This window comes from Microbacterium sp. F2, assembly GCF_052274505.1.
Classification (GTDB): domain Bacteria; phylum Actinomycetota; class Actinomycetes; order Actinomycetales; family Microbacteriaceae; genus Microbacterium.
Map to the genome: position 1 here is coordinate 507,050 of NZ_JBNVBV010000001.1, position 15,964 is coordinate 523,013.

General features: G+C 67.0%; 16 protein-coding genes. 11 read left to right on the forward strand and 5 right to left on the reverse strand.

The annotated features are described in order from the left end of the window. Positions 1-15: 15 nt before the first annotated feature. Complete coding sequence (thiL, locus tag ACQVDU_RS02535) at positions 16-999, forward strand: thiamine-phosphate kinase (protein WP_443476182.1); 984 nt, start codon at positions 16-18, stop codon at positions 997-999. Here thiL and rsmD read toward each other — a convergent pair. Next, positions 969-1,574, reverse strand: a complete 606-nt coding sequence (rsmD, locus tag ACQVDU_RS02540; protein WP_300591190.1) for a 16S rRNA (guanine(966)-N(2))-methyltransferase RsmD — start codon at positions 1,572-1,574, stop codon at positions 969-971. The two genes, thiL and rsmD, sit on opposite strands and share 31 nt — an antisense overlap. 85 nt (positions 1,575-1,659) lie before the next feature. On the opposite strand from rsmD, the gene ACQVDU_RS02545 reads away from it, so the two are divergent. From ACQVDU_RS02545 to mutM, 6 genes are all read left to right on the forward strand, one after another. Beyond that, positions 1,660-3,846, forward strand: coding sequence for an ATP-dependent DNA helicase RecG (locus ACQVDU_RS02545; RefSeq protein ID WP_300591191.1), 2,187 nt, complete (start codon positions 1,660-1,662; stop codon positions 3,844-3,846). 25 nt (positions 3,847-3,871) lie between these two features. Then, on the forward strand, positions 3,872-4,369 hold the full coding sequence (gene coaD, locus ACQVDU_RS02550) for a pantetheine-phosphate adenylyltransferase (protein WP_292712420.1): 498 nt from the start codon (positions 3,872-3,874) through the stop codon (positions 4,367-4,369). Positions 4,370-4,481: 112 nt separating this feature from the next. Further along, complete coding sequence (locus ACQVDU_RS02555) at positions 4,482-4,973, forward strand: YceD family protein (RefSeq protein WP_300591203.1); 492 nt, start codon at positions 4,482-4,484, stop codon at positions 4,971-4,973. 33 nt (positions 4,974-5,006) lie between these two features. Beyond that, the gene (rpmF, locus tag ACQVDU_RS02560; RefSeq protein ID WP_195691641.1) at positions 5,007-5,216 is read left to right on the forward strand and encodes a 50S ribosomal protein L32; all 210 of its coding nucleotides are present in this window, start codon (positions 5,007-5,009) and stop codon (positions 5,214-5,216) included. A 13-nt stretch (positions 5,217-5,229) separates the two neighbouring features. Beyond that, positions 5,230-5,916 carry a ribonuclease III gene (gene rnc / locus ACQVDU_RS02565; protein WP_331791520.1) on the forward strand — a complete coding sequence of 229 codons (687 nt, stop codon included), beginning with the start codon at positions 5,230-5,232 and terminating at the stop codon, positions 5,914-5,916. Positions 5,917-5,960: 44 nt separating this feature from the next. Further along, positions 5,961-6,884, forward strand: coding sequence for a bifunctional DNA-formamidopyrimidine glycosylase/DNA-(apurinic or apyrimidinic site) lyase (mutM, locus tag ACQVDU_RS02570; RefSeq protein WP_363497231.1), 924 nt, complete (start codon positions 5,961-5,963; stop codon positions 6,882-6,884). Here mutM and ACQVDU_RS02575 read toward each other — a convergent pair. Continuing rightward, complete coding sequence (locus ACQVDU_RS02575) at positions 6,874-7,953, reverse strand: GNAT family N-acetyltransferase (protein WP_443476183.1); 1,080 nt, start codon at positions 7,951-7,953, stop codon at positions 6,874-6,876. The two genes, mutM and ACQVDU_RS02575, sit on opposite strands and share 11 nt — an antisense overlap. A gap of 14 nt (positions 7,954-7,967) precedes the next feature. Beyond that, positions 7,968-8,210: a hypothetical protein gene (locus ACQVDU_RS02580; RefSeq protein ID WP_443476184.1), complete on the reverse strand. Its 243-nt coding sequence runs from the start codon at positions 8,208-8,210 to the stop codon at positions 7,968-7,970. A 460-nt stretch (positions 8,211-8,670) separates the two neighbouring features. Between ACQVDU_RS02580 and smc the strand changes: the two genes are divergently transcribed. From smc to ACQVDU_RS02595, 3 genes are read left to right on the forward strand one after another with little or no spacing between them, the layout of a single operon-like run. After that, positions 8,671-12,177 (forward strand): chromosome segregation protein SMC, encoded by a 3,507-nt coding sequence (gene smc, locus ACQVDU_RS02585; RefSeq protein WP_443476185.1) that lies wholly within the window; start codon positions 8,671-8,673, stop codon positions 12,175-12,177. Between the two features lie 15 nt (positions 12,178-12,192). Beyond that, positions 12,193-13,065: a signal recognition particle-docking protein FtsY gene (gene ftsY, locus ACQVDU_RS02590; protein WP_443476186.1), complete on the forward strand. Its 873-nt coding sequence runs from the start codon at positions 12,193-12,195 to the stop codon at positions 13,063-13,065. 56 nt (positions 13,066-13,121) lie between these two features. Beyond that, positions 13,122-13,622, forward strand: coding sequence for a DUF2004 domain-containing protein (locus ACQVDU_RS02595; RefSeq protein ID WP_300591198.1), 501 nt, complete (start codon positions 13,122-13,124; stop codon positions 13,620-13,622). 15 nt (positions 13,623-13,637) lie between these two features. Here ACQVDU_RS02595 and lipA read toward each other — a convergent pair whose 3' ends face one another. Beyond that, positions 13,638-14,684 carry a lipoyl synthase gene (lipA, locus tag ACQVDU_RS02600; RefSeq protein ID WP_443476187.1) on the reverse strand — a complete coding sequence of 349 codons (1,047 nt, stop codon included), beginning with the start codon at positions 14,682-14,684 and terminating at the stop codon, positions 13,638-13,640. Beyond that, positions 14,681-15,319, reverse strand: coding sequence for a lipoyl(octanoyl) transferase LipB (lipB, locus tag ACQVDU_RS02605; protein ID WP_331791525.1), 639 nt, complete (start codon positions 15,317-15,319; stop codon positions 14,681-14,683). Before lipB ends, lipA begins: the two co-directional genes overlap by 4 nt. Before the next feature lie 78 nt (positions 15,320-15,397). On the opposite strand from lipB, the gene ACQVDU_RS02610 reads away from it, so the two are divergent. After that, complete coding sequence (locus tag ACQVDU_RS02610) at positions 15,398-15,958, forward strand: TetR/AcrR family transcriptional regulator (RefSeq protein WP_300591201.1); 561 nt, start codon at positions 15,398-15,400, stop codon at positions 15,956-15,958. Positions 15,959-15,964 lie beyond the last annotated feature (6 nt).

A 15,964-nucleotide genomic window follows, 5' to 3' on the forward strand; every position in this document is an offset into this window, starting at 1 on the left:
CGGTAGCGTGGAGCGATGCAGGATCCCTGGGTCGGTGAGCTCTCGGAGGGCGAGATTCTCTCTGCCATCCTGCGTGAGCTGGGTCCGTCTGCGGCAGAGGTGGGGCCGGGGGATGACGCAGCCGTGCTGACCGCGGCTGACGGACGTGTCGTCGCGACGGTTGACACGCTCGTGCACGGTCCGGACTTTCGCCTCGCCTGGTCGAGCGGCTTCGACCTCGGGTGGAAGGCCGCGGCGGTCAATCTCGCCGATATCGCGGCGATGGGCGCGCGCCCGACATCGCTTCTGGTCGCGCTCGCGATGCCAGACGCCACTCGGCTTTCTTTTGTCGTCGACCTTGCCCGGGGGCTTCGCGCCGGGTGCGACGAACTAGCACCGGGTTGCGTCGTGGAGGGCGGTGATCTGACGGTGTCTGACGTGCTCACCGTCGCCGTGACCGCGCTCGGCACCCTCGAGGGTCGCCCTGCGGTGCGTCGATCGGGCGCACGGGTCGGAGACATCGTCGCCGCCACGGGAGGTCTCGGAGATGCAGCTCGCGGCTTGCGCCTCCTCTTCGACCGCTTCCGGGATGCCGCCGGCAACCCGATCGCGGTAGACCGGGCGGGTCTCACGGCCGAGGAGGCGCGGGAGCTCGACGCGCAGCTTCGGCCTTCACCGCACATCGCCGACGGGGTGAGGGCCGCGATCGCGGGTGCGTCGGCCATGATGGATCTGTCGGACGGCCTCGTCCTTGACGCCGGGCGCATGGCGGCGGCATCCGGTGTCACCCTTGACCTGCACCGGGATGCGCTCGGCCCGCACCCCGACGACGCCCTCTCCGGCGGTGAGGACCACGGCCTCTTGGCGACCTTCCCGACGACGGATGCCGTACCCGACGGCTTCCGGATCATCGGGGTGGTCCGTGAGCGCGGGGAGGCTCCGGTCCTGGTCGACGGTGCCCGCTATGAGAGCAACGGCGGGTGGGATCCCTATCGCGACTGGGATGCGTCGCTCGGCTGATCGTCCGCGTCAGCGACGCTTGCCACGCACCGGAGCCACCAGACTGCCGTGTCACCGTACCGGCGTTGGCGTTCGAGCATGAGTCCGGTAGGAAGCACAGGCTCGGGGGAACGCGCGGCACGCTCGGTCACGACGATGGCGTCCGGAGCGAGCGAAGGGACGAGCAGTCGCAGAACCTGGGCGAGGTCCTCCTCGCCCAGGTCGTACGGCGGATCGATGAAGACCAGCGCATACGGTTCGCGCACGGCCGCGAGGTAGGCATCCGCAGAGGTTCGATGCACGCGGTATGTTCCGCCGGCAGCGCGCCGCACACGCTGCGCGTTGCGTTCGATGACGCTCGCCGCCCGCGGAGATTTCTCGACGAGGTCGACGGATGTCGCGCCCCGACTGAGGGCCTCCAGCCCCAGCGCCCCCGACCCGGCATAGAGGTCGAGCACCCGGGCACCGGCGATGGCGTCAGCGGCATCGAGCGAGCCGAAGATCGATTCGCGGACCCGGTCGCTGGTCGGTCGCGTGCCCCTTCCCGGAACCTCGAGGGTCAGGGAGCCGGCGGCGCCCGCGATGATCCGTGTCACCCGTCCACTGTACAAACCGGCACAGCGCCGCCGCGGGCGCAGCCTCGGCATCCGCGCGTCGGATGCTCTGCCTAAACTCAGGAGCATGGTCGCCCTCACGCTGTCGTCGCGGCTGGATGGCGCGCTTGGCGGCAAGACGGCCAAGGCTCTCGAGCGTGCTTTCGGGATGCGAACGGTGGGTGACCTGCTCGAGCATTACCCTCGTCGTTACGCGCGACGGGGAGAACTCACCCCCATTGCGTCCCTGCCCATCGGTGAACCTGTCACGATCGTCGCTGAGGTTCGCCGGGCCTCCGAGCGGCGGATGCAGAACCGCCGGGGATCTCTGCTCGAGGTCGTGATCAGTGACGGCAACGGGGAACTCACCCTGACCTTTTTCAATCAGTCGTGGCGGATGAAAGAGCTGACACCCGGCAGGCGCGGGGTGTTTGCAGGCAAAGTTGGGGAGTACCGCAGGTCGCTGCAGCTCGCCCACCCCGACTATGAGCTGTTCGACGACGAGGACCGCGCGAGGGCGACGGCCGAAGCCACAGCGAACCTTCCCGTACCGATCTACCCGGCCACGGCGTCACTGGCGAGCTGGCAGATCGCGAAGTTCGTGGGGATGGTTCTCGACGGGCTCGACGATCTGCCTGAGCCTCTTCCCGAAGATCTGCGGCGGGCTCACGGTCTGCTGTCGTATCGCATGGCTTTCGATCGCATTCACCGGCCCGACTTCCCGGATCAGGTTGAGCCCGCTCGGCAGACCCTGCGCTGGCATGAGGCGCTCGTGCTGCAGACCGCGCTCTTGCAGCAACGCCAGTTCGTCCGGGCGATGTCGGCGACGCCGCGAGAGCCAGGCGCGCTGCTCGAACGTTTCGACGCAGCGTTACCGTTCACTCGCACGCCCGATCAGGTATCGGTCGGCGATGAGATCTCCCGCGACCTGGTGGGCGAGTGGCCCATGAACCGCCTCGTCCAGGGCGAGGTCGGGTCGGGCAAGACGCTCGTTGCGTTGCGTGCAATGCTGCAAGTAGCCCAGAGCGGCGGACAGTCCGCTCTCATCGCTCCGACCGAGGTGCTCGCTTCGCAGCATCTGCGCTCGATCGCGCGGATGCTCGGGCCCGACCTGGCGGTCGAGCTCATGCCGACGCTGCTGACTGGTCAGTTGACGGCGGCCGAGCGCCGTCGGGCGGCGCTGCGCGTCGCATCCGGGCAGTCTCGCATTGTCGTTGGCACGCACGCGCTCCTGAGCGACGCGACAACCTTCGCTGACCTCGGACTGGTCGTCGTTGACGAGCAGCACCGGTTCGGTGTCGACCAGCGTGAGGCGCTGCGAGCGAAGGGGACGACGCCGCACGCGCTCGTGCTCACCGCGACGCCGATTCCCCGGACCGTTGCGATGACGGTTTTTGGTGATCTCGACGTCTCCACGATCCGCTCGATGCCCGCGGGTCGCGCTGGTATCGAATCATTCGTTGCGCCGATAGCCGACCGTCCCGCGTGGTTTGCGCGCGTGTGGGAGCGCGTGGCCGAAGAGGTAGCCCAGGGTCGTCAGGCCTTCGTCGTGTGCCCCTCAATCGATGCCTCCGCGGCGGGCAAGCCAGCAGCAGACGAGGTCGCCGATGTTCCCGCGACCGACGCTGCCGAAGCTACGGCAGAGGAATCGTCGCGCAAGACGCGCTGGGGCGTTGTCCAGGTCGCCGAACTGCTGTCGCGGCATCCGGCTTTCGAGAACCTCTCGGTCGAGATCCTCCACGGCAAGATGCCCGCGGAACAGAAGGATGCCGTCATGCAGGCCTTCGCCGCAGGGCGCATCGACGTTCTTGTCGCCACCACCGTCGTCGAGGTGGGTGTGGACGTTCCGAATGCCTCGACGATGGTGATCCTCGAGGCCGACCGCTTCGGCGTGTCTCAGCTGCACCAGCTTCGCGGCCGGGTCGGCCGGGGCTCTGTGCCCGGACTGTGTCTGCTCGTCACCGAGAGCGAGCAGGGAACGTCGGGGCGTGCGCGCGTGGAGGCTGTGGCGGCGACCCTCGATGGGTTCGCCCTCGCCGAAGTCGATCTCGAACTGCGCGGCGAGGGGGACGTGCTGGGCGCAGCGCAGTCCGGCGCGAGGTCGTCGCTGCGCCTCCTGCGCGTCGTGACGGATGCCGACCTCATCGCCCGCGCCCGGGCGGCTGCTGAAGACATCCTCGCGGCCGATCCGGCGTTGCTGTCTCACCGTCCGCTTTCGGACGAGATCGAACGGCGGGTTGGTCAGCAGGAGCGTGCGGCTCTCGCCAAGAACTGATGCTGACCCCCGATAGGGTGGAGGCATGAACAGTCGGATCGCCGTGGTTCCGGGTTCCTTCGATCCGCCGACGCGGGGTCACCTCGACGTCATCCGCCGTGCGGCGCGACTCTACGACCAGTTGCACGTTGTTGTCGTTCACAACCCGGGCAAAGAGGCGATGCTGCCGCTTGCGCAGCGGCTGTCACTGCTGGAGCAATCCATCGCCGAGGCCGACATCGAGGGCAGCGTTGTCGTTGCCTCCTGGAGTGTGGGGCTGCTCGTGGACTACGCGCGCGATGTCAATGCCGGAGTTCTCGTGAAGGGCATTCGCTCGCAGGCTGATGTCGTCTACGAAGTGCCCATGGCCGTCGTGAACCGCGATCTCGCGGACGTGGAGACCGTCTTCTTGCTGCCCGATCCGTCGCACGCGATGGTGTCGAGCTCGCTTGTGCGACAGGTAGCAGCCCTCGGCGGTGACGTCTCGGCGTACGTACCGCCCGCGGTCGCTCGATTCCTGCACACCGGCGGCCACGACCTCTGAGCCGTCATCGAGCCCGTTCCCTCTCACGCGGGTAGCATGGTCCCCCGTGAGTAGGCAGCACTCCGGACCGTTCGTGGTCCCCGTCCGTGACATCACGCACCGTCCCGGCGAGATGCGAGAGTTCTCCCTCGAGATCCCGGCGCCGCAGAAGTGGGGCGAAGGGTTGGTCTCGGTCGCGGAGGGCGAACCGATCGTTCTTGATGTCCGGGTGGAGAGCGTGCACGAGGGGATCCTCGCCACCGGCGAGGTCGACACCGAGTACACCGGCGTGTGCGGACGGTGCCTCAATGAGGTCGCCGAAGGCGTCCGCGTCGCGTTCCAGGAGCTTTTCGCGTATCCTGGGCAGGAAGAAACTGACTTCGAGGTTCAAGACGACCACGTGGATCTTGAAACTCTGGTCAGGGATGCGGTAGTCCTGTCGCTTCCATTTCAGCCGGTGTGTCAGCCGGATTGCCCCGGCCTTGATCCGGTCACGGGTGAGCGACTGACCGAGAGCACCGGTTCGCCCGCGAGCGAACCCATCGATTCCCGGTGGGCGGCGCTCCAGGGCTACACCACCCAGGACGACACCACAGACCACGGCGACCACGACGCACGCGCGTGAGTGGCTGCCGAGAAGAAAGAGAAGAGCTGAACAATGGCTGGTAACCCCCCGAAGCGCAAGGTCTCGCGTTCGAACACCCGCTCGCGCCGTGCGCAGTGGAAGGCCGATGCGCCCACCCTCGTCAAGACCGTCGAGAACGGCAAGACCGTCTACAGCCGTCCGCACCAGGCGAAGGTCGTCACCGACTCGCAGGGCACCGAGCTGTTCCTCGAATACAAGGGCCGCAAGGTCGCCGACGTCTGAGCGTCGCAGCGACGTGACGACTCGCGAGTCCGCTGAACTCGCGCAGAAGCTCGGGGTCGACATCGACCCCGAGCTTCTCGCGCTGGCACTGACCCACCGGTCCTGGGCCTACGAGAACGGCGGAGTGCCCCACAACGAACGGCTCGAGTTCCTCGGCGACTCCGTGCTCGGCCAGGCCGTGACCGTGCGGCTGTTCCGCGCGCATCCCGAACTCGACGAGGGTTCGCTCGCCAAGCGGCGCGCAGCCGTGGTGTCGACCGTCGCGCTGGCAGAGGTTGCCCGCGGCATCGATCTCGGCGCGTACGTCAAGCTCGGGAGAGGCGAGGAGCAGACCGGAGGCCGGGAGAAGGACTCGATCTTGGCCGACACCATGGAAGCCGTCTTCGGGGCCACCTATCTGTCGGCGGGCCCGGATGCGGCATCCGACCTCGTTCTTCGCCTGATCGAGCCGCTGCTGTCCGATCCAGACCGCTACGGAGCCGCCGTCGATCCCAAGACGGCGCTGCAGGAGCTTGCTGCCCGTCGTAGCGTTGCCCCGCCGGCGTATGAGGTCTCATCGACGGGGCCCGATCATGACCGCCGCTTCACCGCGATCGTGGTCGTCGGTGATCACCGCGCTGAGGGCGTCGGGACCAGCAAGAAGCACGCCGAGATGGCTGCTGCCCTCCGGGCCTGGCGCGACCTCACCGCGCGCACGTGATCTCGCTCCCCGAACGCGATGCCTGAGCACGATGCCCGAGAACGATGCCTGAACTTCCTGAGGTCGAGGTCGTCCGCGCCGGTCTCGCGCCGGCGGTTACGGATGCCGTCATCGAGTCAGCCACCGTCATCGATGGTCGCGCGCTGACGCGGCATCCGCCGGGAGCGTTGGACTTCGAGGCTCGGCTCCTCGGCCGCACCCTGGGGGGCCCGGCAAGACGGGGCAAGTTCCTGTGGATCCCGCTAGCCCCCGGCGCTCCGGGCGCGGTGCCCACCGAAGCTCTGGTCGCGCACCTCGGTATGAGCGGGCAGATGCTGCTGCGGCCTTCCGGGGCGCCTCCAGAGCGGCACGAGCGCGTGCGGCTCGACATCCGGCATCCGGAGCATGGCGATCTCGCGGTGGTGTTCGCTGATCAACGCACGTTCGGTTCGCTCGCGATCGATTCTCTTCAGGACACTGCCGACGCACGTGCGGGCGGATACGGCACTGACGACGCACTCGTCCCGGCTCAGGTCGCGCACATCGCGCGGGATCCTCTGGATCCGGGATTCGACCTTCGGGCCTTTCGCCGCACCCTGGAGCACAAGGCGTCGGCGATCAAGCGCGTGCTGCTTGACCAAACCGTGGTCTCGGGCATCGGAAACATCTACGCCGACGAGTCGTTGTGGGCAGCGCGAATCCACCCCGACACGCGGGCTTCGGACCTGAGTACTCGCGCCGTCTACCGCCTGATCGCCGAAGTGCGGGCCGTGCTGGAGAAAGCTCTCGCGGAGGGCGGCACGAGTTTCGACGCACAGTACGTCAACGTGAACGGGCAGGCCGGCTACTTCGCGCACTCCCTGAACGCGTACGGTCGCACCGGCCAGCCGTGCGCACGGTGCGGTGCCCCGATCGTGAAGGTATCGTTCACGAACCGCTCAAGCCATTTCTGCCCGCACTGCCAACGACCGCCCCGGCTCACAGCGTAAGCGTCTTCTTCCACGCGCCGATGTAGGCGACCGGGCGGAACCCGATCTCTTCGTTCACGGCCAGCATCGGCCGGTTCTCTTCGGCGTTGTAGGTGAGAATCCGCTGCGTGTGCGGCGCGAGATCACGCCACAGAAGAAGCGCAGCGGTCTTGATCAGCATGCCGAGTCGGTGACCGCGGTGCTCGCGAAGCACGAGCGTGTCCTCCTGGTGCGTCACGGGGTGACCGGGGCTCGACGCCAGCTCGGTGAAGGCCACGAGTCGGCCGGACCCGCGATCGCGTGCCGCGACGATGAGCACGTCGCGGCCCCCGTCGATCCAGTGAGTGTCGTGTTCGACAATCCTGGCAGCGTCCCAGCTCTCCTCCGCCATCTCCATTCCCGCGCTCGGTGCGTCCACACTCATCCGCGACTTCATCCAGGCGTAGTCGGTCACGAACTCCGGAGGAGTCGGTGGGTGCCACGAGACGATGTCGTATCCGGCTGCGGCCGCCGATGCCTGCTCATGGAGCTCGCCCACCAGCTCGACGCTGGTGGCCGAAATGTCGAGGATGCTCTTACGTTCGACCTGCTCCAGTGCGTAGCCGTGGCGGAGCGCAAATCGGGCAGCGTGATCGAGGGGAATCCGCCCGAAGCCGGTCGGCGGTGTCACCTGCTCACCGTCTGCCGTTGGATGCTCGATCCACGACTGAATGATGCGGCGGCCGTTCGCTGCGGCGGCTGCCTCCAGGATGCCGAGCGCCGTGCTTCCGATGCCGCGGCTCCACGCGTGGTGGCGGAGTTCGATCTGCGCGTAGGCGACGGTGGCATCGCCATCGTTCGGAAGATCAAGCCCTGCGCGTCCCACGAGCTCGTCGCCGCTCCAGACGCCCCAGATGAGCCGCTGCTCGAACGGGGACGGCTGGTAGTGGGGGAGGAGAACGGCAGGTTCGAGCTCCTCGTCTCGATTGCCGCTGATCTCGTCGTAGACGATGTTGCGGACCCTCACCATCTCGAGAAAGTCCGCGGCCTCGGGGGCGTTGAGACTGCTCGGGATGGTGAGGGGCCGGATATCGGGTGTTGCGGTTGTCACGTCAGATCCTTCGATCAGCGGGCGTTCAGGTGCCAAGCGGCCAGGCGCAGCGCGTGAGCTTCACGCTCTGCGCGTGCCCGCTCCTGCTCGTATCGGAGGCGTGCGACCTCGCGCTGTTCCCGGGAGGCCGCGCGACGGAGGTGCTGCGTGAGAACCCAGACGGCGATCCGCAGACTTGCGCGCTCGGCGACCGTCAGATGTCGACGGACCTGGGGATGGGTGGTGAGAGCCTCGACGGGCTCGAGTGTCGTGTACATGAGAGACCTTTGGTCAGCTGCTTATACCGGTGTTGTTCGGGCATGCAGCGGGGATGCATCCGTTCGCTGACCGGCTGGTCAGTGCAGATGCGGAGGAGTGAACGGACGGGTCGTCCGGGGGACCGGAACCAATGAGGTCAGGTGGCTCAACCAGCGCGGGTTACGCGGCGATGGGAGCGGCGAGCAGTCTCGGGGAGGTCAGTCCCATGGGCGCGCGCAGCGGTGTGTGTCCAAACAGTGCAGTGCGAATCATCATGGCTGTCCTCCTCTCGTGACGTGTCGCGATCTGGAACGCTAGCGGGTCGAACCCGACTTCGTCAAGCAAGCTCCCAGAATTCGAGGTCATCCGGGCGTGTCGCGCGTCCCGGGCCTGGCTCCCTCGGGGAAGGGTCGCAGCAGGGTAGCGTAGGTCGACGGTCGGTCGTGGGGTCGATACGCCACAGGTTGGGAGGGAACGCGCATGCACCTGAAGAGCGTCACGCTCAAGGGGTTCAAGTCGTTCGCCCAGCCGACCACGTTCGCTTTCGAACCGGGGGTGACCGCGATCGTCGGCCCCAATGGGTCTGGCAAGTCCAACGTCGTCGATGCCCTCGCGTGGGTGATGGGGGAGCAGGGCGCCAAGACCCTGCGCGGCGGAAAGATGGAAGACGTCATCTTCGCCGGTACCTCGACGCGCGGGCCGCTCGGTCGCGCCGAGGTGCAGCTCACGATCGACAACAGCGACGGTGTCTTGCCGATCGAGTACTCCGAGGTCACGATCAGTCGAACGCTGTTTCGCAACGGAGCGAGCGAGTACGCGATCAACGGGGAAGGATGCCGCCTGCTCGACGTGCAGGAGCTCCTGAGTGATTCGGGCCTCGGCCGTGAGATGCACGTCATCGTGGGGCAAGGCCGCCTCGACACCGTTCTGCAGGCTTCACCCGAGGACAGACGCGGCTTCATCGAGGAGGCCGCCGGCATCCTCAAGCATCGGCGCCGCAAAGAGAAGACGCTTCGCAAGCTTGAGGCGATGGAGGCCAACCTCACACGCCTGAGCGATCTGGCTGGTGAGCTTCGCCGACAGCTCAAGCCGCTGGGCCGTCAGGCCGAGATCGCCCGGGAAGCTGCCACGATCGCCGCTGTCGTGCGCGACGCGAAGGCTCGCTTGATCGCTGACGAACTGGTCGGTCTGCGAGCGGAGCTGGCTGACCACATGCGTGCCGAGCACGAGCGCCACGCCGAGCGGCTTGTTCTGCAGGACCGGTCGGATCAGCTGCGGGTCCGAATCGCTCAGCTCGAGGCGGAGCAGCGCTCCGAGGCTGTCGACGGTGCGCGGCGCGTGCTGTTTTCGCTCGAGCGTGTGCAGGAGCGTTTGCGCGGGCTGTACTCGCTCGCTGGGCAGCGGTTGACCCTTCTCGGGGAATCGGCAGACGACGACAGTGCGGCAGTCCGTACCGTCACGAGCGCGATGATCGATGACGCGCGGGCTGAGATCGATGAGGTGTCTGCAGGGCTCCTGGATGCCGAGGACGCGGCATCCGAGGCTGCCCGCGACGTCATGCGGGCTCGCGCCGAACTGGATGCGCTGGACGTAGACATCGCCGAGCAGAGCGCGTTGGTTTCGCAGCATGAGATGAAGCTCACCGCGCTGCGGGGCTCCGCGGACGCGGCGGAGTCTGCACTCGCGGCCATCGATGACGGCCTGGCGCGCCAGCAGCGCGCGCTGGACGCGGCGACGGCCCGCCGTGAGTCCGCGGCCGCCGAACTTGCCGGGGTCGATCCCGAGCTTGTCCCCGAGGGCAGCACGGCGCAGTACGCCGCGGAATACGACGAGGCGGGCCGCCGGGCGACGGATGCCGAGACCCGGGTCTCGGAGTTGCGTGACCGCCTTCACGGCACCGAGCGCGAGATCGAAGCGCTCACCGCCCAGACCACCGCGCTGACGCGTGCGCTGGGCGTCAAGAACGCCTCTGCCGACCTGATCGCTGAGGGAGCCCCCGGAGTTCGGAGCCTCGTCGGCGACGCCATCCAGATCACGCCCGGCTACGAGGCTGCCATTGCCGCGGTGCTCGGTCCCCGCGCCGAAGGTGTGCTGGTGGACAGTCTCGAGGATGGCTTCGCGCTCGCCGAGCGCGTGCGTGATGCCGATCGTGGAGTGGTCGATTTCGTCATCGGTGAGGTCACCGGGACAGGCGACGATCTGTCAGGTTTCGATCCGCTGCGCCCCGCCGCGGATGTCGTCACGGGTCCCGCCGGCGTGCTGGCGCTTCTGGCGCGCGTCCTCATCGCGGATGACCTCGACGCGGTTCGCAGGAGCGCGTCGTCGGTCGTTGCCGACCCTCGCAAGATCACCGTTGTCACCCGAGCCGGAGAGGTGTTCACCGGCTCGTCGCTGCGCGCGGGTGCCGGAGCATCACGATCGCGCCTCGAGCTTCTGGCCGAACGGGATGCCGCCGCCGAGCGTCGCGATGAACTCGTCGTGGTGGCCGACTCCCTCAGGGAGGCGCTCGCCGATGCGCGTGCCGCATCCGAAGAAGCCAAAAGGCACACCAGTGCTGCGCTGACACGCTTGCGCGAGCACGATGCGGCAGTGGCCGCGCACGCGGAGCACGTCAACCGAGCGACAGTGCAGCTGGAGGCTGCCAGCGCGGAATGCGAGCGACTTGAGGCGGGACTCGCGCAGGCGCAGACCGCACGGGACGATGCAGCGGCTGCCGCCGCATCGGCGCAGACACAATTGCAGCACGCGCTTGAGGCGCCGCGTCCCATCCTGGACGCCTCGGCGCGTGACGGGCTTCTCGAGGCGCTCGAGGGCGCGCGAGAGCACGAGATGCGGGCGCGACTCGATGTCGAAACGCTCCGGGAACGCGTTCGTGCCGGACAGGCGCGTGTGCAACAGCTCGAGCGCCAGCGTGAACGCGAGGCTGCGGCCGCTGCCGAAGCGGCTCGTCGTGCGGTCATCCGTCGACGCCAACGCCAGGTAGCCGCCGACGTCGCCGCAACCCTGCCCGCCGTGCTCGACTCGGTCGACCGGTCGGTTTCGGCGGCGCGTCTCGAGCTGGCGGAGGCAGAGTCTGCGCGCTCGGCCGTGACGTCGGAGTTGTCGGCAGTCCGTGCCGACGAGGCGGCGGTGAGGGAGCGTCTGGCAGGACTGACCGAGAGCGTTCATGGGCTCGAGCTGCAGATGCACGAGAAGCGCCTTCACGTCACGAGCATTCTCGACAGGGCACGATCGGAACTGAGTCTCGAAGAAGACATACTGATTTCCGAATATGGTCCCGATCAGCCGATTCCCGCCGACGACGGCGAGGAGCCGGTGGCTTTCGACCGCGCACATCAGCGCAAGCGACTCCAGGATGCGGAGCGCAAACTCGCCCAACTGGGTCGGGTTAATCCGCTCGCGCTCGAGGAGTTCGCCGCGCTTGAGCAGCGGCACACCTTCCTCACCGAGCAGCTCGCCGACCTCACAAGCACGCGCAAAGACCTCGTGACGATCATCGACGACCTCGACGAGCGGATGCAGACGATTTTCCTCGCTGCGTTCGAAGACACCCGCGCCGCCTTCGACGAGGTCTTCCCCGTCCTGTTCCCCGGGGGCTCTGGAAGCCTGAGCTTGACCGATCCCGACAACCCGTTGACCACGGGAATCGAGGTTGCGGTGCGACCTGTCGGGAAGAAGATCGAACGGCTCTCGCTGCTCTCCGGTGGCGAGCGATCGCTGGCTGCGGTGGCGCTGCTGACGGCGATCTTCAAGGCGAGGCCGAGCCCGTTCTACATCCTCGACGAGGTGGAGGCTGCCCTCGATGATGCGAACCTCGGTCGCCTCCTCGGCGTCTTCGAGCAGCTGCGCGGCAGTAGCCAGCTGATCGTCATCACGCACCAGAAGCGAACGATGGAGATCGCTGACGCGCTGTATGGCGTCTCGATGAGGCAGGACGGCGTCTCCGCGGTCGTGGGGCAGCGGATCGCCGACCGCGCAGCCAGCTGACCCTAGGCTGGAGGTATGGCCGAATCACCCTGGTCGTTCGGACGAGCGCTTCGCGGCATGTTCGTTAAACCCACGATCGATGAAACCACGTGGGAGGACCTCGAAACGGCGCTTCTGACTGCCGACTTCGGTCCCGACATCACCGAGCGCATCGTGGATGAGCTTCGCGAGAAGGTCGATCACTACCGGACCACCGATCCCCGTGACCTGCAGCGGATGCTCAAAGAGACGCTCGAGGAGCACTTCGCAAAGTTCGACACCACGCTCAAGCTCACCGAGCGCCCAGCCGTCGTCCTCGTGGTCGGGGTAAACGGGGTGGGCAAGACCACGACGATCGGCAAGTTCGCGAACTTCCTGCGCCGTTACCAGCGCAGCGTTGTGGTGGGAGCTGCCGATACCTTCCGCGCGGCAGCGGTCGACCAGCTCGCGACGTGGGCCGAGCGTGGCGGCGCGCACATCGTCCGGCCGCAGCACGAGGGGCAAGACCCGGCATCCGTGGCTTTTCAGACGATCGAGTACGCGAAGAACACCGGCACCGAGATTGTGCTCGTCGACACGGCAGGGCGCCTGCACACCAAGGGCGGCCTGATGGATGAGCTCGGCAAGATCCGCCGTGTGATCGAGAAGCAGGCGCCGATCAGCGAGGTGCTCCTCGTGCTCGATGCGACAACGGGGCAGAACGGCGTGATGCAGGCCGAGGCGTTCCTGGAGCACGCCGGTGTCACCGGGCTCGTGCTCACGAAGCTCGACGGGTCGGCGAAAGGCGGCTTCGTCCTCGCCGTGCAGGAGCGCACGGGCATTCCGGTGAAGCTCCTCGGGCAGGGCGAAGGAATCGGCGATCTCACCGGGTTCACCCCTCACGTTTTCGCTGCTGCGCTCGTCGATTGACGCCGCGCCGAGCATCAGGACTATCGGTCTGACCCCGAGGCTGGTTTCATGGGGTCATGGCGATCGAGCACGACTTCTTCGGCCTGCTGGAATCTGGCCCCGACGGTTCGATCTTCTGGTCTGAGAACGTGGAGTTCGCAGACCAGTCGGTCACCGTCGATCTGACCGCGCCCGACCAAGACGACGTCTCGCCGGCCGCACTCGACGTTGCCGCAAGCCTCATCTCGTCTCTCGAGACGATCGATCGGATCGCGCGCGAGGCGATGGTGTCGCAGTTGAGCGAGCGCACCAGCGAGGTGACCGAGTACATCCTGCAGCAGCAGGAAATGCTGGGCGAGGAGCTGGAGGCCTTTCTTGTCGACGTTTCGGGAGACACCCATATCGACGTCATCCGCGCTCTGCAACTGATGAGCATGACGATTCTTGCCGATGAGCACGGCGGATCCGATCCGTTTGCCGTGCTCGAGTACGCCCTCGACCCGGATGCCACCGATGACGTGCTCCTGGTGAACATGGCCTCCGATGGCACCGTGCTCTCGGTCACCAGCGCGGATTGACCGCGACCACCAGCCTCACACGGCTTGAGCGAAGCTCAGGCCCTCGCGCGCGATGTCATCAGCGAGGTGCGACAGGTTCTCGGGGATCTCCCGCCCCTTCGAGAGCATCGACTGTGCCCACAGGCGCCCCGCGCGGTATGACGAGCGGACCAGGGGCCCCGCAAGGACCCCGAGGAATCCGATCCGCTCGGCTTCCTCCTTGAACGAGACGAACTCGTCAGGCTTGACCCAGCGCGCGACCGGAAGATGGCGCGGGGATGGTCGCAGGTACTGCGTGATGGTGATGATGTCGGTTCCAGCCTCGTGGAGGTCGTGAAGCGCCTGCACGACCTCCTCCGGCTCCTCACCCATCCCAAGGATGAGATTGGACTTGGTGATCAGTCCTGCCCGCCGAGCCTGACTCAGCACGTCCAGCGAGCGCTCGTAGCGGAACGCCGGGCGGATGCGCTTGAAGATCCTCGGGACTGTCTCGACGTTGTGTGCGAAGACTTCGGGGCGTGCCGCGAAGACCTCGTCGAGAAGCGTGGGCTCGCCGTTGAAGTCGGTCGCGAGCAGCTCGACGCCGGTACCCGGGTTTACGGCGTGAATCTGCCGCACGGTCTCAGCGTTCAGCCATGCGCCCCCGTCGGGTAGATCGTCGCGGGCGACACACGTGACTGTCGCGTAGCGCAGTTGCATCCGCTTCACGCTCTCGGCAACCCGCCGCGGCTCGTCGATGTCGTAAGCCGCAGGCTTGCCCGTGTCGATCTGGCAGAAGTCGCAGCGACGTGTGCACTGGGATCCGCCGATGAGGAAGGTTGCCTCGCGGTCTTCCCAGCACTCGTAGATGTTCGGGCAGCCGGCCTCTTGGCACACCGTGTGAAGACCCTCGTCTTTCACCAGATGCTGCAGCTGGGTGTACTCCGGCCCCATCTTGGCTTTCGTGCGAATCCACTCGGGCTTGCGCTCGATGGGCGTCTGCGCGTTGCGGATCTCGAGTCGCAGGAGTTTTCTGCCCTCCGGGGCGGTCTGCGCTCCGCTGAGGGCTCCATCGCCGGTCGATCCTGTCCCGCACGCACTCATGCCGCAACCTCCGCATACTCTCGCTCGAACTGTTCGACGACGGTGGCCAGGATGTCTGCCGGGGCCACCGACGCGCCGGTAACCTCGCTCACGGTCGTGACGCCGGCATCCGTGATCCCGCAGGGGATGATCCCGCGGAAACCTGCGAGCGTGTTGTCGCAGTTGATCGCGAAGCCGTGCATCGTCACGCCCTTCTCCACCCGCACCCCGATGGCCGCGACCTTGTCTTCGGACAGGGGTCGGCGAACCCAGACACCACTGCGGCCCTCGACCTGGTACCCCTCGACGCCGTGCTGGGAGAGGACGGAGATGAGCAGCCGCTCCAGACGCCGCACGTGAGCGACGACATCGATCGGATCGGCAAGTCGCAGGATCGGATAACCGACGAGCTGCCCTGGGCCGTGCCAGGTGATCTTGCCGCCGCGGTCTACGTCGATCACCGGCGTCCCATCGGTGGGTCGTTCGTGCGCCTGCGTACGCTTGCCCGCCGTGTAGACCGGGTCGTGTTCGAGCAGGATGAGCGTGTCGGGGCGAGAACCTGCGACGACCTCGCGGTGGATGCGGCGTTGCATCTCCCAGCCGTCCAGATATGGCACCGTCGCGGGAGACAGACCCGCCACCACGACATCGATCACGAAAGCCTCCGGCGTGTTATTGGACTCCGTCTAACAATACGCCGGATCCTGGCAACACCGAGCGTGTACCCTTCCTCCATGTCGGGAGGACGACCACACGCGGTATCGCGGGAGTTGATCGCTGAAGCGGCGTGCGAACTCTTCCTCGAACAGGGATACGAGCGCACGACTGTCGCACACATCGCTCGCCGGGTTGGAGTGAGCCGTTCGAGCTTCTTCAACTACTTCGAGTCGAAGTCCGAAGTCTTCTGGTCGGGCCTGGACGAGAGGATCGGGTTCTTGGACGCGTTCCTCGCCGCTGCGTGCCCGTCATCGCAGCCGGCCGCGGTCGTGGCGGATGCCGTGCGTGAGGCCTTCTCGCGGTTCGCCCCCGATGCACTGGCGCTCGCGCTCGTGAACTCGGACGCCATGGGGATCGTTCCCGAGCTCACGCAGGAGATGGCGACGCGCCAGTGGCGCATTGCCGCTGCGATCAGTCCCTACCTGCGCCGCACGGGGGAGGAGGCGCTCGCAGCCGAAGTACATGCAGCTGCCTATGCGGGGGCTGTCATCGCTGCGCTGCGCGCCTGGGCGCTCGCCGGTGCGGGGCGTGAGCGGCTCGACGATCTGCTCGGTCGCGCTCTGGGCGTACTTCGCTGATCCCGC